The 23584-nt window shown below is 62.7% G+C and carries 19 protein-coding genes; 12 read left to right on the top strand and 7 right to left on the bottom strand.

Annotation, left to right across the window (positions count from 1 at the left end; genetic code table 11):
• Nucleotides 1-68: 68 nt before the first annotated feature.
• Together BLW08_RS18100 and BLW08_RS18095 are read left to right on the top strand one after the other, a co-directional pair.
• Nucleotides 69-1628, top strand: coding sequence for a purine-cytosine permease family protein (locus BLW08_RS18100; RefSeq protein ID WP_090824384.1), 1560 nt, complete (start codon nucleotides 69-71; stop codon nucleotides 1626-1628).
• Nucleotides 1625-2581: a polysaccharide deacetylase family protein gene (locus BLW08_RS18095; RefSeq protein ID WP_091326869.1), complete on the top strand. Its 957-nt coding sequence runs from the start codon at nucleotides 1625-1627 to the stop codon at nucleotides 2579-2581. Before BLW08_RS18100 ends, BLW08_RS18095 begins: the two co-directional genes overlap by 4 nt.
• 78 nt (nucleotides 2582-2659) lie before the next feature.
• Here BLW08_RS18095 and BLW08_RS18090 read toward each other — a convergent pair whose 3' ends face one another.
• Nucleotides 2660-3163 (bottom strand): DUF456 domain-containing protein, encoded by a 504-nt coding sequence (locus BLW08_RS18090; RefSeq protein ID WP_090824380.1) that lies wholly within the window; start codon nucleotides 3161-3163, stop codon nucleotides 2660-2662.
• A 278-nt stretch (nucleotides 3164-3441) separates the two neighbouring features.
• Here BLW08_RS18090 and BLW08_RS18085 point away from each other — a divergent pair, with 278 nt between their 5' ends.
• Nucleotides 3442-5046, top strand: coding sequence for an alkaline phosphatase family protein (locus tag BLW08_RS18085; protein ID WP_254779952.1), 1605 nt, complete (start codon nucleotides 3442-3444; stop codon nucleotides 5044-5046).
• 85 nt (nucleotides 5047-5131) lie between these two features.
• Here the strand turns inward: BLW08_RS18085 and BLW08_RS18080 are convergent, their stop codons facing one another.
• Nucleotides 5132-5833, bottom strand: coding sequence for a type 1 glutamine amidotransferase domain-containing protein (locus BLW08_RS18080; protein ID WP_091326862.1), 702 nt, complete (start codon nucleotides 5831-5833; stop codon nucleotides 5132-5134).
• 118 nt (nucleotides 5834-5951) lie between these two features.
• Here BLW08_RS18080 and BLW08_RS18075 point away from each other — a divergent pair, with 118 nt between their 5' ends.
• Nucleotides 5952-6848, top strand: a complete 897-nt coding sequence (locus tag BLW08_RS18075) for a LysR family transcriptional regulator (RefSeq protein WP_091326859.1) — start codon at nucleotides 5952-5954, stop codon at nucleotides 6846-6848.
• An 82-nt stretch (nucleotides 6849-6930) separates the two neighbouring features.
• Here BLW08_RS18075 and BLW08_RS18070 read toward each other — a convergent pair whose 3' ends face one another.
• Together BLW08_RS18070 and BLW08_RS18065 are read right to left on the bottom strand one after the other, a co-directional pair.
• Nucleotides 6931-8121, bottom strand: coding sequence for an NAD(P)-dependent malic enzyme (locus BLW08_RS18070; RefSeq protein WP_090824372.1), 1191 nt, complete (start codon nucleotides 8119-8121; stop codon nucleotides 6931-6933).
• A 282-nt stretch (nucleotides 8122-8403) separates the two neighbouring features.
• Nucleotides 8404-9012 (bottom strand): TetR/AcrR family transcriptional regulator, encoded by a 609-nt coding sequence (locus tag BLW08_RS18065; RefSeq protein WP_090824370.1) that lies wholly within the window; start codon nucleotides 9010-9012, stop codon nucleotides 8404-8406.
• Between the two features lie 205 nt (nucleotides 9013-9217).
• Here BLW08_RS18065 and BLW08_RS18060 point away from each other — a divergent pair, with 205 nt between their 5' ends.
• Together BLW08_RS18060 and BLW08_RS18055 are read left to right on the top strand one after the other, a co-directional pair.
• Nucleotides 9218-10345: an FG-GAP repeat domain-containing protein gene (locus tag BLW08_RS18060; RefSeq protein WP_090824368.1), complete on the top strand. Its 1128-nt coding sequence runs from the start codon at nucleotides 9218-9220 to the stop codon at nucleotides 10343-10345.
• A 51-nt stretch (nucleotides 10346-10396) separates the two neighbouring features.
• Nucleotides 10397-11545 carry an FG-GAP repeat domain-containing protein gene (locus BLW08_RS18055; RefSeq protein WP_090824365.1) on the top strand — a complete coding sequence of 383 codons (1149 nt, stop codon included), beginning with the start codon at nucleotides 10397-10399 and terminating at the stop codon, nucleotides 11543-11545.
• On the opposite strand, the gene BLW08_RS23940 is transcribed toward BLW08_RS18055, so the two are convergent.
• Nucleotides 11542-11739, bottom strand: a complete 198-nt coding sequence (locus BLW08_RS23940) for a hypothetical protein (RefSeq protein ID WP_091326855.1) — start codon at nucleotides 11737-11739, stop codon at nucleotides 11542-11544. The two genes, BLW08_RS18055 and BLW08_RS23940, sit on opposite strands and share 4 nt — an antisense overlap.
• 10 nt (nucleotides 11740-11749) lie before the next feature.
• Here BLW08_RS23940 and BLW08_RS18045 point away from each other — a divergent pair, with 10 nt between their 5' ends.
• From BLW08_RS18045 to BLW08_RS18030, 4 genes are all read left to right on the top strand, one after another.
• On the top strand, nucleotides 11750-13405 hold the full coding sequence (locus tag BLW08_RS18045) for an FG-GAP-like repeat-containing protein (RefSeq protein WP_175538753.1): 1656 nt from the start codon (nucleotides 11750-11752) through the stop codon (nucleotides 13403-13405).
• Nucleotides 13406-13548: 143 nt separating this feature from the next.
• Complete coding sequence (locus BLW08_RS18040; protein WP_090824362.1) at nucleotides 13549-14832, top strand: FG-GAP repeat domain-containing protein; 1284 nt, start codon at nucleotides 13549-13551, stop codon at nucleotides 14830-14832.
• Between the two features lie 167 nt (nucleotides 14833-14999).
• Complete coding sequence (locus BLW08_RS18035; protein WP_254779951.1) at nucleotides 15000-16190, top strand: FG-GAP-like repeat-containing protein; 1191 nt, start codon at nucleotides 15000-15002, stop codon at nucleotides 16188-16190.
• A 711-nt stretch (nucleotides 16191-16901) separates the two neighbouring features.
• Nucleotides 16902-18089, top strand: a complete 1188-nt coding sequence (locus tag BLW08_RS18030) for an FG-GAP repeat domain-containing protein (protein ID WP_139244930.1) — start codon at nucleotides 16902-16904, stop codon at nucleotides 18087-18089.
• A 2-nt stretch (nucleotides 18090-18091) separates the two neighbouring features.
• Here BLW08_RS18030 and BLW08_RS18025 read toward each other — a convergent pair whose 3' ends face one another.
• On the bottom strand, nucleotides 18092-19396 hold the full coding sequence (locus tag BLW08_RS18025; RefSeq protein WP_090824359.1) for an MFS transporter: 1305 nt from the start codon (nucleotides 19394-19396) through the stop codon (nucleotides 18092-18094).
• Nucleotides 19397-19554: 158 nt separating this feature from the next.
• Here BLW08_RS18025 and rraA point away from each other — a divergent pair, with 158 nt between their 5' ends.
• Complete coding sequence (gene rraA, locus BLW08_RS18020) at nucleotides 19555-20028, top strand: ribonuclease E activity regulator RraA (protein WP_090824357.1); 474 nt, start codon at nucleotides 19555-19557, stop codon at nucleotides 20026-20028.
• Nucleotides 20029-20160: 132 nt separating this feature from the next.
• Complete coding sequence (locus BLW08_RS18015; RefSeq protein WP_090824356.1) at nucleotides 20161-21813, top strand: MDR family MFS transporter; 1653 nt, start codon at nucleotides 20161-20163, stop codon at nucleotides 21811-21813.
• Nucleotides 21814-21897: 84 nt separating this feature from the next.
• On the opposite strand, the gene BLW08_RS18010 is transcribed toward BLW08_RS18015, so the two are convergent.
• Nucleotides 21898-23346: an aromatic amino acid lyase gene (locus BLW08_RS18010; protein WP_091326846.1), complete on the bottom strand. Its 1449-nt coding sequence runs from the start codon at nucleotides 23344-23346 to the stop codon at nucleotides 21898-21900.
• Nucleotides 23347-23584: the final 238 nt, after the last annotated feature.

The raw sequence follows: 23584 nt of genomic DNA, 5'->3' as shown, positions 1-23584 counted from the left end.
GTATCTTGTTGCTGTGATCTGGCGCACATAACCTGAGAGAGTCCCTTTCACACACGGAGGCTCTCCCCATGCAAGACAACCTCTCTCCTTCGCGTTCCAATTCAGCGCAGTCAGGCTCCCCGCAGCCGGGCACACCCTCGTCAGTTCCGGCAACGGCGCCGGCCCACGACAGTGAAGCCTGGCTCCAGCCCATTCCCGAGTCAGACCGTACCCGCAAAGTTTCCGGACAGTTCTGGATCTGGGCAGGCGCCAATCTTGCTCCTATCAACTGGGTGCTTGGCGCCCTTGGCATCCACCTTGGCCTCGGTTTCGCTGACACCGTGATTGTGCTGGTCCTGGGAAACCTGATCGGCATGCTGCTGTTTGGCTGCTTTGTCCTCCTCGGCCAGAAGACCGGTGCCACTGGCATGGTCCTGGCCCGCGCCGCCTTCGGTCGCCGCGGCAACTACCTCCCCGCAGCCATCCAGGCCCTGCTGGTGATCGGCTGGTGTGCAGTCAACACATGGATCATCCTGGACCTGGTCATGGCCCTGTTCGGAACTCTCGGCTGGGTGGATCCCGATGCCAAGAACTACGCGTGGAAGATCGGTGTGGCCACGGCCATCATGGCGGCACAGGTGGCCATCGCCTGGTTCGGCTATAAGGCCATCGCGGCCTTTGAAAAATGGACCGTGCCGCCCACCATCATCATCCTGGCCGTCATGTCCTGCGTTGCCTGGTTCGGCATGAAGATCGACTGGGGCTACGCAGGCCCGGCAGGCAACATCCTTGAAGGTTCGGAGCGCATCGCCGCCATGAGCGCAGTGATGACAGCCATCGGCATCGGCTGGGGAATCACCTGGTTCACCTACGCCGCCGACTACTCCCGCTTCGTCAGCACCTCGGTTCCCAAGCGCAAGGTCTACCTCGCTTCAGTCCTCGGACAGTTCATCCCCGTGGTGTGGCTGGGTGTGCTCGGCGCAAGCCTGGCCACCAACAGCGGCGAGATCGACCCCGGCAAACTGATCGTCCAGAACTTCGGCGTCCTCGCCCTGCCCGTCCTGCTCATGGTGCTGCACGGCCCCATCGCCACCAACATCCTGAACATCTACACCTTCTCCGTTGCCACGCAGGCCTTGGACATCAACATCAGCCGCCGCAAGCTGAACTTGTTCGTTGGCGTCTTCTCCTTGATCGCTGTGGTCTTCTTCATCTTCCAGGAGGACTTCGCCGCAGTACTCGATGCCTGGCTGATCGGATTGGTCGCTTGGGTGGCCGCCTGGGGTGGGGTCATGCTGGTGCACTACTTCTGGCTCGAAAAGCGCTGGCCGGCCAAGGTGGATCGCCTCTTCGACCCCGTGGGAACGCACCGTTTGCCCGTTATCAACTGGGCCGGCATTGCGTCCCTGCTGGTGGGCATCTTCTCCACCTGGCTGTTCATGTACGGGCTGGTTCCCGCCATGCAGGGCCCCATCGCAGTGGCCCTCGGCGGCTGGGACCTCTCCTGGCTGGCGGGCGGCCTCACCAGCGCAGCCGCCTACGCAATCCTCGGACCCCGGGCCCACAAGAAGTTCGTCCTTGCGGCTTCCCATCACGTCTTACTCACGCAGCCAGCGCCTGCCCCGGCTGTTGAAAGGACCACAGCATGAACCAGCCCGCTTTCGCCGATTCGCTCCACCAGATCACCTGGCCCGAGGGTTACCAAGCCGCAGCATCGTTCACCTTCGACGTCGACGCCGAGTCCTGCACCATCGCGCACGATCCTTCCAGCACGCGGCGCATGTCCCTCATGAGCCACCAGTCGTACGGCCCCAAGATCGCCGTTCCGCGGCTGCTCCAGATATTGGACCGCCAGGACATCAAGGGAACCTTCTTCATCCCTGGCTTCACTGCCGAAAGCTACCCGGATGTGGTGCGCAGGATCGCGGATGCCGGCCACGAGATTGCCCACCACGGCTACCTGCACGAGCCCATGCAGGGAATCGACGCAGCCACCGAGGCCAGCTACCTGGACCGCGGCCTGGAGGCACTCGCCACCGTGGCGGGGATCCGCCCGGTGGGTTACCGGGCCCCTTGGTGGGAGTTGAATTGGCAATCGCCGGCTCTGCTCGCGGACCGCGGTTTCCTTTACGATTCAAGCCTGCTCGACGGCGATGCCCCCTACCGCATGGCCGTGGCCGAGGGCGACTCCCGGGACATCGTGGAGATCCCCGTCGATTGGGCGTTGGACGATTGGGAGCAATACGGGTTCTACCCCGGCGTCACGGGCAGCGGAGTGATCGAGAGTCCCTCGAAGGCCCTGGAAATGTGGACACTGGAGGCCCAAGCACACCACGCACAGGGCAGCTGCTTCGTCCTCACCAACCACCCGTTCATCTCCGGACGGCCATCCCGCGCTGTGGCCTTGGAGCAGTTGATCGAGCGAGTCAAGGACCTTGACGGAATGTGGGTGGCAACCCTGTCCGAGATCGCCCGGCACACCAAGTCGACGGTTCACGAAATCCACACCCACGCACGAATCGACGTCCCCCTGTACCCCGGCGCCGGCGCAACCTTCCGCCCGGCCGGAGTCCAGATGCCAGCCAGGGTCCCCGTGCCCTAACCACCCATCGCCCTCCGCCGGGATGGCGAAGAATGACACGCCCTGCGCTTGTCATCTTTGCGGTCCCGGCGCGGGTGTTCAGCCGTTCACGGCGTTGATCCACACTCCAATGATCCAGGTGCTTGCCGCTGCACAGGCCAGGCCAAATTCCACCAGAATGCCAATACCTGTCGCCTTGAGCGCGGCACCACTGGACTTCAGGGCAGCGGGGAAGTTGCGCGTCCGCTGGACTTCGCTGAGCAGAAGCCCCAGCGCGAACCCAATAAAGAGCCCCACCACGGGGATGACGAACATTCCCACCACGCCCAGCACCACACCGATCAGCACGGACCTGTTAGGGATGCCGTGCTGCTTCAGCTTGCGCCCCGTCAACACCGCACTGGCGGCCATGCCCGCCACCACAAAGAGCATTCCGACGGCGAAGATCACCCAGCCGAGCGGACCGGCACCACCCCAGATGGCCCATGCCAGCAGGCTCACGCCGATGAGGATGCTGCCGGGAAGTACGGGAATGATGGTTCCGGCCACGCCAACTGCAATGGCCAGGCCGCAGAGGATGGTCACGATGAGTTCGGCGTTCATGCCCCTCAGTCTAGGTCCGGCCCACCAGGAGCACGCGCCCTCCACGCTGGCCCTGCCTGATCGCAGAGCTGTATTCACAACTGCTGACCAATAGTTACAGCCAGGTTTGGAGCCGCTGAGTATGCCCAGGAAAACAGGAGATTAACGGCAATCCAACTTGTCTATACAACGTGCGATTTTCCTTGATTACCCTATTTTCGCGCGGCAGGGTTGAGGGGTCAGCCTGTCGGCAACAACTGCGCCGGCAGCTTATCCGGACCCAAAAAATGGAGAGAACCTTGGACAACCCCCGTCCCCTTCGCACCACCCTGGCAACCGCCGCACTAATGCTCGCTGCCGCCGTCGTGCTTCCTTCCGTGGCTATTGCGGCACCTGCCGCACCGGACACTCAGGCAACACAGGACACCCAGGCAACTCAGGCAACTCAGGAGACCCAGGAGGTGAGCCACACCGGACGCTCCACGAACACCGGCTACGCGGGCCTCCCCCATGGCAGCAAGCGTCAGAAGACCTTGGTGATTGGCCTCGACGGCGCAGCAATCGCAAAGTTTGGAGCTGCGGGCATGCCAAACGTCCAGAGCCTCATGAACAACGGGATGACCGCCACAAGCAATCTGTTCGCCAACCCCATGGCGCCCACGGTGTCCGGCGCTGGCTGGTCGAGCATCGCCACGGGAGTGTGGCCGGACAAGCACAACGTGGTGGACAACAACTTCACGGCACCCAACTACAGCCAGTACCCGGATTACTTGAGCCGCCTCGAATCGGCCCAGCCTCAGGCCTCCACGCTGGTTGTGGGCACCTGGTCGCCCATCCCCCAGACGGTGTTCGGCCAAAAGGTGGACCTTAGGCTCGCCGGCGGGAACGACGCCGGAACCACGGCCAAGGCAGTGGACTACCTGGCCACGGGGAATCCGGACAGCACGTTCGTCCACCTCGATGAAGTGGACGGCGCTGGCCACTCGTACGGTACGGAGCGGCCGGAATACCTCGCTGCGCTCCGCTCAGTGGACGGCCAAGTGGGCGAGATCCTGAACGCTGTGAAGAACCGCCCCAGCTACAAGTCCGAGGATTGGCTGGTGGTCCTCACCGCCGACCACGGCCACACCGCCGCCGGCGGCCACGGCGGCAGCACCCCCGCTGAACGCCAGACCTTCGTCATCGCCCAAGGCAAAGGCATCAAGCCCGGAACTGTCCGCAACGACATCAAGATCACGGACATCGCACCGGCAGTCCTCAAGCATGAGGGCGTCACGGCCGAGGCAGCCTGGAATCTTGACGGAAAAGCTTTCTCTGAAATCGAAGCTGACGCCTTCGACTCTCTCCGCGAGAGCCTGCGGACCCGCGCCGACGAAACCGCACCTGCGGCCGATGTGAAGGGTTGGACCACCACTGCGCCAGCTGGCTGGACAATCGACAACTCCGCCATGCCGGCCGGTGGTATGACCGAATGGCGTGGCTGGTCGTTCGCCACTGACGAGTTCTGGACCAACACCGACCGTAACCAGGGCCGCGAAACGTCCGTCCGGAACCGCAACGTCTTCGCAGTAGCGGACTCCGACGAATGGGACGACAAGGCACACGCACCCGGGCAGTTCGACTCCACCCTCATCAGCCCCGACTTCAAGGTGAAGGGCGGCAAAACCGCAACACTCTCCTTCGCGTCCAACTACAGGATCGACGGACCGCAGAGCGGCGAGGTGTTCGTCAGCTATGACGGCGGCGCACCGCAGCTGGTGAAGGCCTACTCCGCCAACTTCAATGGCTTCGAATCCCTGGCACTGGACGTCCCCAAGGGCGCCAAGAAGGCAAAGGTCAGCTTCCGCTACACCGGGACCAACAGCGCGTTCTGGACGGTGGATCAGGTCACGCTGGACCGCTGACGCGTAACGCACACTGAGCAAAGACCGACGGCGACGCTTCCCAGCGCGGGAGGCGTCGCCGTCGTCGATGTACCCAGCGGGACGCCTACTCGGCGAGCGCCGACACGACAGCCGCCGCTACTGCCTCACTGGACTGCGGGTTCTGGCCGCTGATGAGGTTGCCATCGCGGACTACGTAGCTGCTCCACGCCGGGCCGGCCTTCACGATGGCGCCGCGATCGGCAAGGGTGGTGGCCACCAGCCACGGGGTGTTCTCCCCAGTGCCCCCGGTGAGTTCTTCTTCGTCCGTGAACACCGTTAGTTGGCGGCCGGCGAAGGCGAAGCTGCCGTCGGGGGTGGTGGCACTGAGCAGGGCCGCCGGCCCATGGCAGAAGGGAGCGATGATCTTGCCGGAGTCATTGGCCTGAATCAGCAGGGCGCCCAGATCGGCGTCCTTGGCGAGATCCGCCATAGGGCCGTGTCCGCCGGGGAGGACAACAGCGTCAAAGTGGGCAATGGTCACGGAATTCAAGGACTCCGGTTCATCCAGTTCTGCGGCGATGTCCGCAAGGTATTGCTTGAACTCCTGGACCTTGTCCTCATCTCCAACGATCTCCGGGTTCAATGAGCCTGGGTCTATTGTTGGCTTTTTTCCGCCCGGGCTGGCGATGGTCATGTCTGCGCCGGAGGCTTTGAGGGCGCGGTGGGCCACCACCAGTTCCTCGGCCCAGACCCCTGTGGGATGCTGGCTGCCGTCGGCGAGTTCAAGAGAGTCGGCTGCTGATACAACCATGAGAATGCGGGGCATGGGTTTCCTTTCGAGGGGTGGTCATACGATGGTGCCCCGGTGATGCGCTTGGACCTCATGGAAAAAGCTGTGGCCCCCATCGGAAATCCTTGACCCGCGCCGTGCGAGGATTGCACCGATGGCCACTCACAACCTGGAGCATTTGCGGACCTTCCTCACGGCGTATCGTGTGGGGTCCCTGACCGAGGCCGCAAGGATGCTCGGAATTTCGCAGCCCACAGCATCCACCCATGTTCATTCCCTGGAGCAGAACCTTGGCCTGCGTCTCTTTGAGCGTAGTCCGACGGGCGTCACGCCCACTCCCAAGGCCGACAGCCTGGCCCGGGACGTCGGCCCGCACATTGACGCCCTGGAAGACCTCGCTGTCCTATCCGGGCAGTCCGGCGCCAACGGGTCAATCCATGTGGGCGGTCCCGCGGAGTTCATTACCACCGTGCTCCTGCCCCACACTCCGGAGCTGACGGAGGTTACCGGGGCAGGGCTGCGGATCCGGTTTGGGCTGGTGGACGCATTGCTGGAGGAGCTGCGGTCCGGCGACTTGGACCTCGTAGTCAGTGCTGTCCGGCCACGGGTCCAGGGGGTCACCGGGATTCCCCTCATCGATGAGGAATTTGTGCTGGTGGCCGCTCCGGCCTGGAAGGAAAACCTTCCCGGCAAAACACCCGCCGATGTGGAGTTGGCCACCATTCCGGTGGTGGCTTATGCCGAGAATCTGCCCATTGTTCGCCGGTACTGGCGGACGGTCTTTGAACGGCGCCCCGACGACCTCCGGGCCAACTGCATCGTGCCTGATCTTCGCGGCGTGCGTGCGGCGGTCATTGCGGGCGCCGGGATGTCCGTCCTGCCCAGATATCTGGTGGAAGTGGACCTCGCAGACGGGGCACTCATCACCTTGCACACTCCCGGGTTGGCACCCCTGAACACGGTATATCTGGCCACCCGCACCGGGGACCTTGACCGAAATCGTCAGCTGCGAGCCTTGGTCTCCGCAATCCAGCGGCTGGCAGGATTCTGAGCCGCAGCTCCTTAATCAAGAACGACGGCGACGCTCCCCAGCACGGGAGGCGTCGCCGTCGTCGGTCTTGCGTTGGTAACCGCTACTCGGTGACGGCAGCCGCAACGGCGGCGGTGACCGCCGGTGCCACGCGGGCATCCAGCGGGCTCGGCACGATGTAATCGGCGGAGAGGTCCTCAGCGGCCAGCTCAGCGATGGCGTTGGCGGCGGCGATCTTCATGGCGGGCGTGATGCGGCGGGCGCCGGCATCCAGTGCGCCGCGGAAGATGCCCGGGAAGGCCAGAACGTTGTTGATCTGGTTCGGGAAGTCGCTGCGGCCGGTGGCCACAACGGCTGCGTACTGCTGGGCGACCTCGGGCAGGACTTCGGGGTCCGGGTTGGACAGGGCGAACACGATCGACTGATCGTTCATGAGCTTCAGGTGCTCTTCGTCCAGCTTGGAGGAGGAGACGCCCACAAAGACGTCGGCGCCGGTCAGGCCTTCACCGGGGCCGCCGGAAATGCCGCGGGGGTTGGTGCGCTTGGCCATGCGGGCTTTGACGCTGCCGGGGTCGGCCGCGAGGTCGGCACGGTCAGCGTTGACCACGCCCTTGGAATCGAGCAGGATGACGTCCTTGATGCCAACGGCCAGGAGGATCTCGGCGATGGCGATGCCTGCGGCACCGGCACCCGAAACCACAACCTTGAGGCCTTCGAGTTCGCGCTTGGTCACCTTGGCGGCGTTGGTCAGGGCTGCAAGAACCACGACGGCGGTGCCGTGCTGGTCATCGTGCATGACGGGGCAATCGAGGGCTTCAATGAGGCGCTCTTCGAGTTCGAAGCAGCGCGGGGCCGAGATGTCCTCGAGGTTCACGGCGCCGAAGCTGGGGCGGAGGCGGACCAGGGTCTCAATGATCTCGTCAACGTCGGTGGTGTTGAGCACCAGCGGGATGGAGTCGAGGTCGCCGAAGGACTTGAAAAGTGCGGACTTGCCTTCCATGACGGGCAAGGAGGCACTGGGGCCGATGTTGCCCAGGCCCAGGACTGCGGTGCCATCGCTGACCACAACAACCAGGCGTTCGGCCCAGGTGTGCGTACGGGCAAGCCCGGGGTTGGCGTGGATTGCGCGGCTGACCTGCGCAACTCCGGGGGTGTAAGCAATGGAAAGGTCACGTTTGTTGTTCAACGGAACGGTGCTGGAAATGGTCAGCTTGCCGCCTTCGTGGGCTGCGAAGATCTCTTCTTCGGTCAGTACCAGGGCGTCGTTGTCTGTAGCAATTGTCTCGATGGACACGTCTTTGTCTCCTCAGGCTAGCCGTGGACCCACGGCACGGTATAGGGCAGGAACAGAACTGCTGTGGCGGGCCAAGGGTGTCTGGCCCGGCGTTGCTTCTGCAGATAGGGGGCTGCTAGCCGCTTCGGTGTTTCCAGCCTAGGGAAGCGTGGAGGGTACAAGATTCAATACCAACAGAGACGATTCGAGAGTAAAACGTTCAACCACCGCTGAATGTGACCCACGTCATGCCTAAAACCGCATTCTTTGGCTCCTGCGGTCTAGACCAGCAGGCACATTTGGTCACTCACCCGTGAGCAGCGTGCATGCCCTCTTGAGATCCTTCTCTGCCTCAAACAAGGACAACCGGCGGCAGCGAACGGCTTGGACCAGGCCGCTCACAAGGTGCAGCAGAATCCGGGCCCTGACGGCATCCTTACCGGTGTCCTTGCTCAGCGAGCCCACTACTTCCTCGGAGAGCGCATCGATCTCACGCAGGAGCTGCGCCGTGTCATCATCCTTGCCGGCGGGCCGGATCAGGCAGTGTTCCACTCCCGGCTGCATCACGCGGAGGTGGAAGATCTCCATCATCAAGCCCGCAAGCGCATGTCCCTTGCCTTCGCGCAGGCGGACACCGTCCCGGAGCTCCCGCAGTTGCTGCCGGTAAACGGCCAACATGAGGTGCGCCGTGGAGGGGAAGTAGCGGTACAGGGTTCCCAGCGGGATGTCAGCCCTGGCCGCGACGTCGGAAAGGCTCAACGTATCGAACTGCCGTTGCGCGAATCCTGCCGCCGTTTTCAGGATGCGGGCATAGCGCAGCTGCTGCCGCGGTGTGGTGGGTGCGGCAGCCATACGGGGCAACCCCGTGGTCAGGTCAAGGGAGTACGGTTCCAGTGAGTTTGATACGGGCATTTCCGGCGATCTCTTGGCAGGCTGACAAGGAAACGGCCGGCAGGGTCAAGGACCCGTGGCTGGCCGATCGCATCAATGATACGGGAGCTAAATGACCGTTTCCTGAGAGCTCGCCTCACGTGGACGGACGCATGCCGCTCCCGGCTATTGTCGCCCGGCCCACATACACTTCATGAAGGTTTGAGCCGCTGCTTGGGAGGAACACATGGGGACATTTCGACGCCGGATGGCAGCAACGCTGTTGGCCGCCGCTGTGGCGGCTGTGGCACTTGGCCCCCTGCCGGCGTCGGCCGCTACCAGCAGTGGGCCGGACCCTATACTCAACGGTGCAGCATTCGTCGGCCAGAAGCTGACAACGGACATCGGTCCGTACACCTTCTACGGCTGCGGCGGCGGGAAGGGTCCGGACTTCACCGTGTACTGGACCCGGGATGGCTTCCTGGTGGCGGGCGAAACAGCCCAGAGCTATGTCCTGGGACCGGATGACACCGGAGCCCGGATGGCCGTTCACGTCACTGCCAGCAAAACGGCCTGCGGTGGCGAATCACTGCACAGTGACGAAACCAAGCCCGTCGGAGCAGCCAACCGCGCAGCGGGCTTCACCGGACGCAGCTTCGAATTGCTCACCCGCGCCAACGACGGGGCGTTGCAGTTGTACGGACGCAAAGGCAATGCCTGGGAGGCTCCCCGCACCGTTGGCTGGGGCTGGAACATCTTCAACCTGGTGCTCTCACCAGGAGATTTCAACGGCGACGGCAAAGGCGACGTGATCGCCAGAGATGCCGCGGGGACCCTGTACCTCTACGCAGGGGATGGCGCCGGCGGCTGGAAACCCGCCCAGACCATCGGCAAAGGCTGGAACATTTTTGATCAGATCGTCAGCCCGGGTGACTTCAATGGCGATGGCACCAACGACGTCCTTGCCCGCGAACCGGGCGGCGCCCTCTACCTGTACCCGGGCAATGGTTCCGGAGGCTGGTTGGCGAGGACCGCCGTCGGGCAGGGCTGGCAAGTGATGGATGCGCTGCTGACACCGGGCGACTTCAACGGCGACGGCAACGTGGACGTCCTGGCCAGGGACCGCAGCGGCTACCTCTACTTCTACGGGGGCAACGGGGCCGGCGGCTGGACGAGGTCATGGCTGATCGGCGTCGGATGGAACGCATTGAAAGCCGCTGGCGCAGCCGGCGACTATGACAACGACGGCTTCAACGATGTGTATGGCGTAGATCAGCAGGGCCGGCTGGTCATCTACTACGGCAACGGCCGCACGGGGTGGCGCGGGTCCGAGGCAGCAGGGAACGGCTGGGGCAATTTCACAGCGATCTTCTAGAGAAATCCCAGCCGCGGTAGAATTGGCCCCATAAAGTCTGGGGAGGACATCATGAACGCACCAACACGCCCTACGTCAGGTGTGCGCCGAGTGGTGGCTGGGATAGCGGCGGCTGTGGTTGCCGCGGTGGCTTTTGCGCCTGCCCCCGCCATGGCAACCATGGATCCCTCGGATCCGGTGGTTCATGGTGCGCCGTTTGTTGGCTCCACGCTCACGCTTGAAATCGATCCTGCGTCGTTCAGTGGCTGCGGCGCTGCTGCTGGCCCGGACTACCAGATCTATTGGACCCGCGACGGCGTCCGTGCCGACGATCACTGGGCTTGGTGGACTTACACGCTCGATGAATCAGATCGCGACAAAACCATTGCTGCCCACGTAGTGGCCAGCCAGAACGGGTGCGAGCCGCTGGAAGTCTCCAGCGAAGAAACCGCTCCCATCTCTGCCTCCAACCGCGCCAACGGGTTCACCAGCCGCGGCGCCTACGAAATGCTTGCCCGCCGTTCCGACGGCACGCTCATGTTGTATCCACGGCTCAACAACGCCTGGGAATCTGCCAGAACCGTTGGACCGGGCTGGAACGGCTTCGGCACGGTGGTCTCCCCCGGCGACTTCAACTCCGATGGCACCAATGACATCCTGGCCAAAGACGCGGCCGGAAACCTTTTCCTCTACGCAGGAAAGGGCGATGGCGGTTTCTTCGCAGGACGCCAGGTGGGCAGCGGCTGGAATGCCTTTAATTCCATCGTCTCCCCAGGCGACTTCAACGGCGACGGACACAACGACGTCCTCGCCCGGGACGCCAGCGGCATCCTGTACCTCTACCCGGGCAACGGCGACGGCGGCTGGCTCACCCGATCCGTCGTGGGCAGCGGCTGGAATGTTGTCAACAAAATCATTACCCCCGGCGACTTCAACGGCGACAACAACGTAGACATCCTGGCCCGTGACACCGCAGGTGCCTTGCGCCTGTACCGCGGCAACGGGGCAGGTGGCTGGGCCGGCATGGCCGTAGTTGGCCAGGGCTGGGGCGGCATGACCACCATTGGTGCGGCTGGCGACATTGACGGCAACGGCAATGCTGATGTTTACGCGGTGGACGGCTCCGGCCAACTGCTGGCGTACTACGGCGATGGCGACGGCGGCTGGAACGGCGCCGGTGCCATCGGCTGGGGCTGGGGCGGGTTCAACGCCGTTTTCTAGGGTTTGGGGGAGATCTTGACAATGCTTTCTTCCGCGAGGTCCGCGGGCACGGGTTTTCGCATCCTGATGGCCACCCTCTTGTGCGCCGCCCTGGCAATCGCAGTTCCGCCCCCGCGCGCCACGGCCGCAGGACCGGACGTGCCGCTGCCCACCGTAGTGACGCGGACTTCTCCGGCCACGGTAGTGCCGGGCAATACAATCTCTTTGTCATTCACCCTGAGTGGTCCCGCCCAAGAAGTGGGGTTCACCTACGTCAACGAGGACACCCTGGAGCAGGCCACGCTCTACGGGCCCACCAGCCAAGCGCCCGGACCGTACAGCGCGCAAGCCACAGTGCCCGTCAACGGCAGCACCTTCAAAAGGACGGGCCGGTACAAGCTCCTCAGCGTTGGCATAGTGCTGGTTTCCGGGCAGGGCTCCGTGCGCTATGGCCGCGACGGCAACATCCTCTTCCTCAGCCCGGGCCTGGAAGCACCGACGCAGCGCCCCGGGGCACTGGACGGCGTGGATTTCGCCGTCAACAACCCCAATTTCCCTTTGGTGGACAACCCCAACACCAAGGCCCCCGTCGTGTCCGGTGTGGCGCGCTATGACCAGATGTTGACCACGGACAACGGCACGTGGACATCCCCACCCACCGGATTCGCCTATCAGTGGCTCCGCAACGGCCAGCCGATCAGCGGCGCCACCCTCAATAACTACCGGGTAGCTGAAGCGGACCTGGACCAGACCCTGTCTGTGAGGGTCACGGCCACGAAGGCAGGATACCGGGCTGTGTCCGCATCGTCGCTGCCGCTCACTCCTACATCGCCCATCACAGCCACGGCCCCCACCCTCCAAGGCAAGCTGACTGTTGGCGAGAAGCTCACCGGTGTCTTCAACGAGGGCAGCGTGGCCACGGGCACAGCCGGCGGCGCCGTCAGCGTCAAGTACGAATGGGTGCGGAACGGTACCCCGAGTAACGGGGCCACCGCCAAAACTTACACGCTGACAACGGCGGACCGTGGCGCCGTCGTCGGCTTCCGTGCGATAGTCCAGGCAGGCAATCCTGCCACGGCAACGCGGCCGTTTACCGTGTACAGCCGAACGGTGGTGCGGAACAAGGCCCACACATCAGGGTTCGACGCCGGAACCTCCTTGGACTTGTTCGCCCGGAACGCGGCGGCGAACCTCCTCCTGTACCCCACTGACGGCGCCGGACGCTGGCAAGCAGTAAAGACCATCGGGTTCGGCTGGGGTGGTTTCGATCTCGTTTTCAACGCCGGCGACTTCAACGGCGACGGCTATAACGACGTTCTGGCGCGCGACGATGCCGGCACTCTGTTCCTCTACCCGGGCAACGGGACCGGGGGCTGGCTGCCGCGCAAGGAAGTCGGCTGGGGCTGGGACGTCTTCGACTCCGTCTTTGCCGCAGGTGACTTCTCAGGAGACGGCAACAACGACCTCCTGGCCCGGACACCCTCAGGCGCCCTGGTGCTGTATCCCGGCAACGGGGCCGGCGGCTTCCGCTCCCCCGGCGCCGTTGGCCAGGGTTGGGATGCCCTGAGCCAGGTCTTCTCGCCCGGTGATTTCGACGGCGACGGCAACCCCGATGTCATGGGCCGCGATGGTGCAGGGAACCTCCGGCTCTACGGCGGCAACGGCAAGGGTGGGTGGACCACCGCCAAGGCCATCGGCACCGGTTGGAATGTCATGTCGCGCATCGGCGGCGCAGGCGATTTCAACGGCGACGGCTTCAACGACGTCTGGGCCATCGACTCCGCCGGCCAACTGAACCTGTACTACGGCAACGGCAGCGGCGGTTGGAAAGGCGCAGGCGTGGTTGGCTGGGGCTGGGGCGGATTCACGGCGGTGTTCTAAGCCGATTTCGGTTGAGTTTTGGGTTTGACTTGTCTTTATCCCGAATTTTTGCCAGCAAATTCCCGGACTGCGGTTCGGCCAATGTACTCTCAATTCACTTACACCCGCCGGCCATCTGGGACCGGCCCTGAATTGGGGGAACCATGGGGAGCACGCCTCTGCGCCGTGTGCGCAGCTGGCTGTCCGCTTTTGTGGGCAGCATCGTTTTGGTCGGAGGGCTGGGTTTCGCCCCGGCAGCTCATGCCGATGACACCTTCGCGCCTGTTCCGGTGGCCGTCTCAACGACGCCGGATTCGATTGCTGCAGGAGGACAAGCAACATCCAGGGTTACCGTCCAGGCCTCCGGTCCCATCACTAACGTTTACGTCCTGTTCCGGAACACAGCCACCGGAAAACTCCACACGCAGATGACGCAGGGCTCGTTCAGCGCCGCCGATTCGACGTATGCCTTCGACGTCTTCTTCGCGCAGGGCACACCTCCCGGCACCTACGTCGCACAGTACATGCAGATTCAGACTGCCGCCGGCCAGGAAATCGGCTACTGGCGTGACGGTTCGTTGATCCACAACCCGGGCAACCTCCCCGCGTCGGGGACAGCGGCGGTGTCCTTGGAGCCCTTGGATTTTAACTACGTGACTCCCGTGGACATTGATCGTCCGCACACGTCGGGCTTCTATCGTGCCGAGTACTGGGATCCGTACACCATGAGCTTGTTCATCCGGGACTCCGGCGGCCGGCTCGGCCTGTATCCGACAGGCGGCAACGGCACCTGGCAGCAGGCCTACGAGGTCGGCTCGGGTTGGAACATCTTCAACACCATGTTCTCGGCCGGCGACTTCAACAACGACGGTGAAAATGATGTGATCGCCCGTGACAGCGCCGGATCGCTCTTTCTCTATCCATCCAATGGCGGCGGTGGCTGGCATGCAAGGCAGCAGATCGGCTGGGGCTGGGGAATCTTCAACTCCATCTTTGCCGCCGGCGACTTCAGCGGCGACGGGAACAACGACCTCCTAGCACGCAAATCTTCCGGTGAGCTCGTCCTCTATCCGGGCAACGGACATGGCGGCTTCCTGGCGGCCTCGACAGTCGGATGGGGTTGGGGCGGCATGACGTCCGTCTTCTCTCCCGGGGACTTCAACGGCGATCACAAGCCAGACGTTTTGGCCCGCGACGCCGCTGGAAACCTTCGCTTCTACGGAGGCAACGGCCACGGGGGATGGACTACCAGCGGTGTGATCGGCCAAGGTTGGAACGCGATCACCAAGCTGGGCGGCGCAGGCGACTTCGACGGAGATGGCTCCAATGATGTCTGGGGCATCGACACGTCGAGCCAGATGCGGATGTACTACGGCAACGGCTCAGGCGGTTGGAAGACCTCGGCAGTGGTCGGTTCGGGCTGGGGCGGCTTCAACGCTGTCTTCTAGCCGCGTCCACGGCTGTTGGCTGGGCCTCGTCCGTAGCCATTCGGGCGGGGCCCGCAGGAGAATTTCCCAATTTATCTACAGCTGCCCGAATCAGGCAGCCTCTTTCCTGGAGGAAACCTTTGGAGACCAGCACTCCTTTGCCTACCGTTGCGCGCAAGCGACGGCGCTTGTTTTCAGTCCTTGCCGCGTCCGTGGTGGCAGCTCTGCTCGTCGCCTCGGCGCTGCCTGCGGAGGCCTCTGTGCCTGCGATTGGAGTGCCTGCGCGCTTGGTCTATGTCAGCAGCCAACCCCAACTGGGCGGCGATGCAACCGTCGGAGGCCTGCTGGTAATGGACATCTCAAACACATTTGCCCACGTGTCACCCGAGGGAGGGACTCCGGCCGTTTCATTCGCTTGGACACGTGACGGAGCTGTAATCCCTGGCGCAATTGGAACTACATACCGCGCAACGTCAGCTGACTTGGGTCGAGTCGTAGCCGCTTCCGTCACGATCACCTATGACGCGGACTCCACAACGACGGTTCAAGCCTCCCACCCGCTGCGCATCGCGGCAGCTCCCCGCGCCCGCGGATTCAACGGCGACGGTACCCTGGACATCTTTGCGCGCGACGCCTCGGGCCGACTCCTGCTGTACCCCACCGACGGGCGCGGTAACTGGCAGCCAACCCAGGTGATCGGGTGGGGTTGGAACAACTTCACCCTGTTGGTCTCACCTGGTGACTTCGACGGCGACGGCACGGTGGATGTTCTGGCCCGTGACGGTCAGGGACGCCTCTTCCTGTACCAAGGAAACGGTTCTGGTGGCTGGAAGAAGGCACTCCAGATAGGCCAGGGGTGGCAAGGCTTCAGGGAGCTAAGTGCAGCCGGAGATTTCAACGGTGACGGCAGCAACGACATCCTTGCCGTAGACAACGCAGGCAACCTGTTCCTCTATCCGGGAAACGGTCGCGGCGGATGGCTCTCGTCTCGCTGGATAGGCCAGGGATGGCAGGGTATGGACTCCGTAGGGGCCGGTCATTTCCTCGCCTATTCCAGCGTTGTTACGTTGTCCAAGTCATTCTGGGGCGACCTTCAAGCGCGCACCTCCAATCGCAATGGCTATTTTGAAGAGTACGGCGTCCCCGGAAGCTACGCCGGAACCATCGGCTGGGGTTGGGATTCCATGGCGCGCTTCGGCATGGCCGGTGACTTCAACGGAGACGGAGATTCAGACGTCTACGGAATCGACCGTAGCGGACGACTCACCATGTATTTGGGCGACACGTCAGGCTTCCGGCAGCGGGGCATCGCCGGTTTCCGTTGGAAGGGTTCCCCAACGGTCGGCTGGGGCTGGGGCGGATTCACCGCCGTCTTCTAGGCCGAATCCTACCGGGCCGGAAACATTTGCTTATCTTGAGGAGACTCGGACATGACGAAGTATTCAACCCTATCCCCAGGCCGCCATCTGCGTATTCTGGCAGCAGTACTAACGGCCATGCTGGCAGGCCTTCTTCTGCACAGCCCGGCGGCTGTGGCATTACCGTCAGAGGCTCAATCGTTAGCCGTGGAATCCTACGTTTGGCCACCCGATCCGGCTTTCCTGAGCATGGCAGCAGCAACCACTGCCACAATTCCGGTCTCAGGCGAGATGCGCATGAACTTCACGGTTGCTCGTCCGGCGACCCGTGTGCAAATAGTGCTGGTCGATGCATCGCAAGTGACTGAAAGATTCCTATCTTGGAAGCAGCCTGTTGGCGGAGAACCACAGGTGTCCGGGTCTGCGGTGCGTTCTGTCCAGGCAAGCGACGCAGAAGGAAAGTACACACTGCGGGAAGCCACCGTTTACTTCGCCGACGGTTCAAACGCCACGATACGGCCAAAGAAATTCGGAGCCAGCTCACCGGCAACGGATGACTTTCCTAAAGCTGCTTTTGACGTCACTAACCCAGCCCTGAGACTTCAGCCAAATGTTAACCTAACCCCCGCTTACGTTGAGGGTTCCCCCGAAACCGGTATTTGGGCGAGAGCCAACCTTGGCTCGTGGAAAGGGGGAGTATCACATGCTGATTATCAGTGGGTACGTGATGGCGTGGACCACGAACGAAAGACCTATGACTATGACTTTTCCTCGTTTGACGTTGGCTCGCTGATTTCCTTCAGAGCAGTGGTGTATGCATCCGACTACCTGCCCACAGCGATTGTTTCAAAAGCGGTGGGGCCCATCATTCAGCCACGTAGGCCGAAAGTACTGGGCGAAGGAGCAGTTGGTTCTATTCTCCGAACTGACTTCAGCCTTGCCGAAGTTGCTGTTCCGTCTGGGGCTACCGCAGTTGTCAAACACCGTTGGGTAGGACCTCCGTATGCGGAGCGCCCGGGCGGCGCGACGTATCGGCCAACCCCACAGGACCAAGCGCACGGCTACTCCGAGCACTACGTCGCCGCCGAGGTCACCGTTTCCTCTGGCTGGGACACCTTGCGGCTGGTAACCAGCGAATGGAAGGAAAATATCAAGGACTCCCACTGGTCCAGTGGTTTCGATGGCGATGGAACGACGGATGTCCTGACCCGCGACCGGTCCGGAATACTAAGCCTGTACCCCACATCAGTTCAGGGCGGATGGCAGGCGCCGCGGGCGATCGGGCAGGGATGGTCTGAGATGACGTCCATATTCAAGGCAGGCGATCTTGACCGCGATGGCAAGAACGATGTCGTGGCCAGGGACGCCGCGGGCCGCCTAATCCTATACCCGGGAAACGGCCAAGGCGGCTGGCTGCAGCAGCGGCAAATCGGCACTGGCTGGAATGTCTTCAACACCGTTTTCTCGGCCACCAGCACGACCATCGACGGTGGTCACAGCGGCATCTACGGCCGCGACGCCAACGGAACTCTCTGGCATTTCGCCAGTTACAGCGGTGGTGGCCTGACTTACGGAGGGTACCCGGTGGGAACTGGCTGGAACATGTTCAACACAGTCTTCCCTGCCGGCGACTTCAACGGCGATGGCGTCGAGGACCTGATGGGCCGAACACCCTCCGGACTGCTCTACAGCTACCGGCTGAATGGTGACAAGATCGATCAACGCCAGGTCATCGGTGTTGGGTGGCAGGTCATGGCCAGAGTTGGAGCCGCCGGCGATTTCAACGCAGACGGTCACCAGGACGTTTATGGCATCGACTATTCCGGCCGAATGCACATGTACTACGGAAACGGGGCCGGTGGCTGGAGAGGGTCCTCCGTCGTCGGCTGGGGCTGGGGTGGCTTCACAGCCGTGTTCTAGGCCTAATCGACGCTCTTGATCTTCACCACGAACACAGCGCCCAGCAGCCCAATCACTGCGGCGGCTACGTACAGGGAGACGTAGCCGCCCCATAGTGTGACAAACGGGGCGGCAATCAGGGGTGCGATCACCTGCGGCAGAGAATTGGCGATATTGATGACACCCAAGTCCCTGCCCCGATCCAGCCCGGTGGGAAGAACCTGCGTGATCAGCGCGAAGTCCACGGCGAGGTAGGCCCCGAACCCGATCCCCAGCACCACAGCGCCGGCAAGTCCACCGATCCACGTAGGCGCAAAGGCCAGGATCAAGGACGCCACAGCGATGATGACGGACGAAGCAATCACCAGCGGCTTTCGCTTGCCCATTTTGTCGCTCAGCCGCCCGCCCAGAACACTGGTGATGATCACGGTGACGGCGTACAGCCCGGTAAGAATGAGCACCCCGAACGAGGGGTCGATGCCTTCAGTCTCCTTTAGACGGACGGCGTCGCTGAGGAAGAAAAGTAGATACAGAGTGACCATGTGGTTGCCCGTACTTACCAAAAGCCGTGTCAGCCAAGCCCATGCAAAGTCCGGGTACCGTTTGGGCGAAACCCAAAAACCCTTGAGGAACTCCGCCAAGTTGAACGGAGGACGTTCGCTGGAAACCAGCTGTTGGTCGTCGTTCTTGAACAGATAAAGCACGACGCCGGCGAGCAGCGCAGCGGCGCACAGCCAGTAACCCGCTGCGAAATTTCCGGCAACGACGGCGGCGATGATTGCGCCGATGAGAATGCCGACGGTCTGGCCCATCGCTGCGAGACCGCCCACGGTTCCCCTCTGTTGTACGGGAACGCGGTCAGGGATTGCCGCCGTGATAGCGGCGTACATGGCGTTGGCTCCGGCCTGGACGAGGCACCACAGCACAGTCATCACGGCTACGTTGGGGGCGCCGGCCAGGGCAACCATGGCAACAGCTCCAAGGATTGCGCCCATCAGGACCCAGGGAACGCGCCGTCCAAACCGGGAGGTGGTGCGATCACTGAAGGCGCCGAACAAGGGGTTTGCCACCATGGAAACGGCGGCGCCACAGCCAGTGACCAAAGCCAGGATCGCTTCCTTCTGCCCTTCGTCGAAATGAGCTGCCTGCTGGCCCAACAGCACTTGCAGGGGACCAAAGAAAGCTGCGTTGATGCCCAGGTTGACCAGTACTACGCCGGTGACCCAGATCGGCCGTACACGGGTAACTGGCTCGGCGAGTGCCGTGGCAGTGCCGCCACGGACGACAGCAGGATCCGGCACCGGACCCGGCAGGTCGGACAGGCTCATGGCAGGTTCCCCCTATTTTCATTGTTTGGATTCAGCCTAGCGTGGCGGAGCGACACTGAAACGCCGTCCGACCGTTTATACACATAAGCCTCAGCACACGCTGCCGTAGCCCTGACGCACGCGTTAGTGTGGCCTCAAACCGACAGAGGAGAAGCACTGTGAGCGAGCAAATAAACACCGCCGATCTCTACGACGAACGCGGCGATGAATTGGAGTCCATAGCCGTCCAATTCCAGAACCTGGGCGGCACTACGCACTTCAGTGGACCCGTCCGGACCATACGGTGCTTTGAAGACAACGCGCTGGTGAAGACTGTCCTGAACACTCCCGGCGAGGGAGCCGTTCTGGTCATTGACGGGCAGGCATCCCTGCGGACTGCCCTGATGGGAGACATGATTGCCGAAAGCGCGGTGGCCAATGGCTGGTCGGGCGTGGTGATCAACGGAGCTATCCGGGACCGTGAGGCCATTGCCCGGCTACCGCTGGGCGTCAAGGCCCTGGGCAGCAACCCCAAGAAGAGCGCCAAGACCGGCGTCGGCGAAGTGGACGTTCAGCTGGTGATCGATCGCGTCCGCATCCAACCCGGAGTGATGATCTACTGCGACCCGGACGGGATCCTGGTGGAGCGCTGACCCTTCCGTCGGAGACGACTTAGAGGGAAAGTGGAAGAAATATTCTCCCGCCGGGAATCAACCGGGCAGTAAGATAGTTACTGAAAGCAACTATCCTGCTTAATTCACTTTTCTGCCACCTCTGGAGAAGATATGTCCAAAACCACGCCCGTTCGGGCCGCCGGTGAGGTTCTGACGCATCGTCAGACCCTCACCGTCATGGTGGGACTCATGCTCGGCATGTTCCTGTCCTCGCTGGACCAGACCATTGTGTCCACGTCCATCTACACCATCGCCAACGACCTCGACGGCCTTTCGCTCCAAGCCTGGGCCACCACCGCTTACCTCATCACATCGACCGTGAGCACCCCGCTGTACGGCAAACTCAGCGACATCTTCGGACGACGCCCGCTGTACTTGGTGGCCATCGTGATCTTCCTGGCCGGCTCGCTGTATGCCGGATCGGTCCATTCCATGACCGAACTCGCCATTGCCCGCGGCATCCAGGGCCTCGGAGCCGGTGGCTTGCTGGCGTTGGCGCTCACCATCATCGGTGACATTGTGGCTCTGAAGGACAGGGCCAAGTACCAGGGCTATTTCATGTCCGTATTCGGCATCTCCTCCGTCCTCGGGCCGGTCATTGGCGGCGCATTTGCCGGTTCAGCCAACATTCTCGGCTTCGACGGCTGGCGCTGGGTCTTCTTCATCAACTTGCCCATCGGGCTCGCCGCCCTTGTGGTGGTCTTTATGTACCTGCATCTTCCGGCCCGGCACGTGAAGCAGAAGATCGACTACTGGGGCGCCGCTGCCATCACCTTGGCCATTGTTCCGTTGCTGCTGGTTGCCGAACAGGGCCGCACGTGGGGCTGGTCTTCCGCCGGGTCATGGCTCTGCTACGGACTCGGGGTCATCGGTATTGTGGCCTTCCTGCTGGCTGAGAAGCGTGCCGGAGACTACGCACTGATTCCTTTGCGTCTGTTCAAGAACATGACGTTCGGGTTGTCGTCACTGCTGAACTTCATCATTGGCATCGGCATGTTCGGCGCCATCGCCATGCTGCCCATGTACCTGCAGCTGGTCAAGGGCCTTACGCCCACCGAGGCTGGCCTGATGATGATCACCTTCACCGTGGGCATCCTCTTCGGTTCCATCTCGGCAGGACGCACCATCTCCTCATCCGGCGTCTACCGGATCTTCCCCATCATGGGTACCGCTGTGCTGGCTGCCGCGGCAACGGTCATGGGCCTTGTGCTGGGAGTCGACACCGGGCTGTGGGTTCCTGGCCTGATTGCCGTGTTCTTCGGCGTCGGCCTGGGCTTCTGCATGCAGCCTTTGACCCTTGCCATGCAGGTTTCCGTTCCTCCCAAGGACATGGGCGTGGGAACCTCCACGGCGGCATTCTTCCGCTCCATGGGTGGTGCCGTGGGCACAGCAGTGTTCATCTCCATGCTGTTCAGTACTGCAGCTGACAAGATCGCCGACGGCATGAAGACTGCCGCAGCCAGCCCGGACTACCAAGCTGTCATGCGGGATCCCGCCGTGGCTTCGGACCCCGCCAACGCCAAGCTCTTCGACTTCTTCAAAAACGGCGCCAACAACGAGTCCTTGAATGACACCAGCTGGCTCCACTCAGCCAACAGCACCCTGACCAGGCCCATCACCGAGGGCTTTGCCCAGGCGATCGACGTCGTCATGCTTACCGCTGCAGGGCTGATGATCATTGCATTCCTGATCAGCTTCGCGTTGCCCAACAAGAAGCTGACGGATCCCAAGGCCGCTGCCAAGGAATCCGTGCCGGCACACTAGGCAGAGAATCGCTCCAACAGAACACCACAAGAACGGCAGGCGGTCCGCGGACTGCCTGCCGTTTCTTTTGCCCTGCAGCGGAGATTAGTGCGCGGTCCTGACGAGCTCTTGCGCCAGCTCAACGTCGCCACGCAGATCGCGGTCCACAAGGCCGGACGGCAAGCTGAATCCAGCCTCCATCATGGCCTGCAATCGAGAGCTGCTGAACTCCCCGGGCTGTCGCCCCTGGAGACGCAGGGCACGTGAGGCACACACCAGTTCGACGGCGGTGACAGTCGCCAAGGCTTCGGCAGTGGACTGCAACTGGGCGGTGGCCAGGCTGGCGAAGCTTGCGTCTTCCTCTGCCCCCAATGACAACACGACGGTCTGCAAGCTTGCCGGCTGACCATTCGCACGGATTCGTGCTGCTGCAGCCGCGGCCACGTACTCCAGCATCATGACTCCGGACTGGCCGGTGGCATCTTCAGCCAAGAAGGGATGCAAGCCCGTGTAATTGGGGTCGCAGAGCAGATCAATCCTTCGAAGATGGGTTGCGCACGCAGCGCCAATGGCCAGCTGCAACGTATCCGCGCGGCGGGAAAGGTTGGTCATCTGGAAGAGTCCGTGATGGGAAACGTCGTTGGAGCCATCGGACATCGATCCATGGACCAGGGGGTTCTCATTGCCTGCTGTCACCAGGCGGCTCAACAAAACACCCAAGGCCCCGAGTTCCTCCACTTGGGACCCGAAATTCTGTGGGAGCGTACGCAGGCAATATGGATCCTGAATCCGGGCCGGCTCTCCGCTCCCCTCCACCAAACCACGCAGGGTGTCCGCCGCTTCTGCCACGGCAGGGGTGTCCGCCGCCGCGGCCACTGCCGGGCTGAGTGCTTCGGCGTTGCCGGACATCGCCACGAAGGACAACGCGGCAACAGACGCAGCGTTGTCCAGAAGCCTCGTTAAATCCTGATGGGCAAGAACAGCCTGGGCAATGGTCAAGGCGCTGGAACTGATGAAGGGCAAAGCATCGGCGGTAGCCCAGTTCTGCAAAAGACGGACCTGGCTTCCCCCTCCCAAAGGCGCGCGCTCCCCGAGCATCGTCAGCGCAGTACCAGCCAGGGCCTGTAGATCTGCCGTGCCGGTGCCGCCGAACTCCCGGATTTCAGGAACAACATCCGAGTTGATCAGCTCAGCGAGGGCTACCGCAATAGTTGGGCTGATCCCGGATCCACCGGCAGCCAACTGTGAAAGGCGGACCACCAACATGGCCCGGACTGTCCTTCGGTCCAGCGTCCTGCCGGCATCCACGGCATGGCTCCGCAGCAGTTTCAGGCCATGGGTGTCGGCCCCTTCGGATTCGGCCAAAGCTACGGCCCTGTTGGCGCCCACCCCGGTTGACCTGCCGTACACGGGCCGCCGCGAGGCTGTGGCAACCGCTGACTCCTGCGAGGCACCAATGCGTTTCAATGCCTCGGGGACCAGCTGGACGGAAGCGCCGTCGGCAACCGCTGCGATATCTGCCAAGCCCAGGTTCCGGCCATCGATCTCGATCATGGACCGATCCTTTCATCCGTCGTCGACTAAATGTTCCCTGCCAGGCGGCAAGGTGTAGTGGCTGCGGATCATCAGACTCACAACCACCACACCCGCCAACTAGTCGGTTTCCGGAGCGAAGCGGACAGGGTTCCAGGTTTTCTGGGGCAGCCGGACCGGGATCCTTGGGCACGGTGCCGTTTCGGCCCGTGAACCAGTTCCGGCCGGCACGCGTCCCGCCTGCGCGCTTCCCACCTGC

The organism is Arthrobacter sp. cf158 (assembly GCF_900106835.1).
Classification (GTDB): domain Bacteria; phylum Actinomycetota; class Actinomycetes; order Actinomycetales; family Micrococcaceae; genus Arthrobacter.
This window is presented reverse-complemented; position numbering and strand designations above follow the sequence as displayed.

Coding starts and splice junctions, on each gene's coding strand:
- BLW08_RS18065 (WP_090824370.1), bottom strand. CDS start 9,012: ATGCCCGTATCAAACTCACTGGAACCGTACTCCCTTGACCTGACCACG.
- BLW08_RS18025 (WP_090824359.1), bottom strand. CDS start 19,396: ATGAGCCTGTCCGACCTGCCGGGTCCGGTGCCGGATCCTGCTGTCGTC.
- BLW08_RS18055 (WP_090824365.1), top strand. CDS start 10,397: ATGAACGCACCAACACGCCCTACGTCAGGTGTGCGCCGAGTGGTGGCT.
- BLW08_RS18095 (WP_091326869.1), top strand. CDS start 1,625: ATGAACCAGCCCGCTTTCGCCGATTCGCTCCACCAGATCACCTGGCCC.
- BLW08_RS18090 (WP_090824380.1), bottom strand. CDS start 3,163: ATGAACGCCGAACTCATCGTGACCATCCTCTGCGGCCTGGCCATTGCA.
- BLW08_RS18080 (WP_091326862.1), bottom strand. CDS start 5,833: ATGCCCCGCATTCTCATGGTTGTATCAGCAGCCGACTCTCTTGAACTC.
- BLW08_RS18040 (WP_090824362.1), top strand. CDS start 13,549: ATGGGGAGCACGCCTCTGCGCCGTGTGCGCAGCTGGCTGTCCGCTTTT.
- BLW08_RS18015 (WP_090824356.1), top strand. CDS start 20,161: ATGTCCAAAACCACGCCCGTTCGGGCCGCCGGTGAGGTTCTGACGCAT.
- BLW08_RS18100 (WP_090824384.1), top strand. CDS start 69: ATGCAAGACAACCTCTCTCCTTCGCGTTCCAATTCAGCGCAGTCAGGC.
- BLW08_RS18010 (WP_091326846.1), bottom strand. CDS start 23,346: ATGATCGAGATCGATGGCCGGAACCTGGGCTTGGCAGATATCGCAGCG.
- BLW08_RS18060 (WP_090824368.1), top strand. CDS start 9,218: ATGGGGACATTTCGACGCCGGATGGCAGCAACGCTGTTGGCCGCCGCT.
- BLW08_RS18075 (WP_091326859.1), top strand. CDS start 5,952: ATGGCCACTCACAACCTGGAGCATTTGCGGACCTTCCTCACGGCGTAT.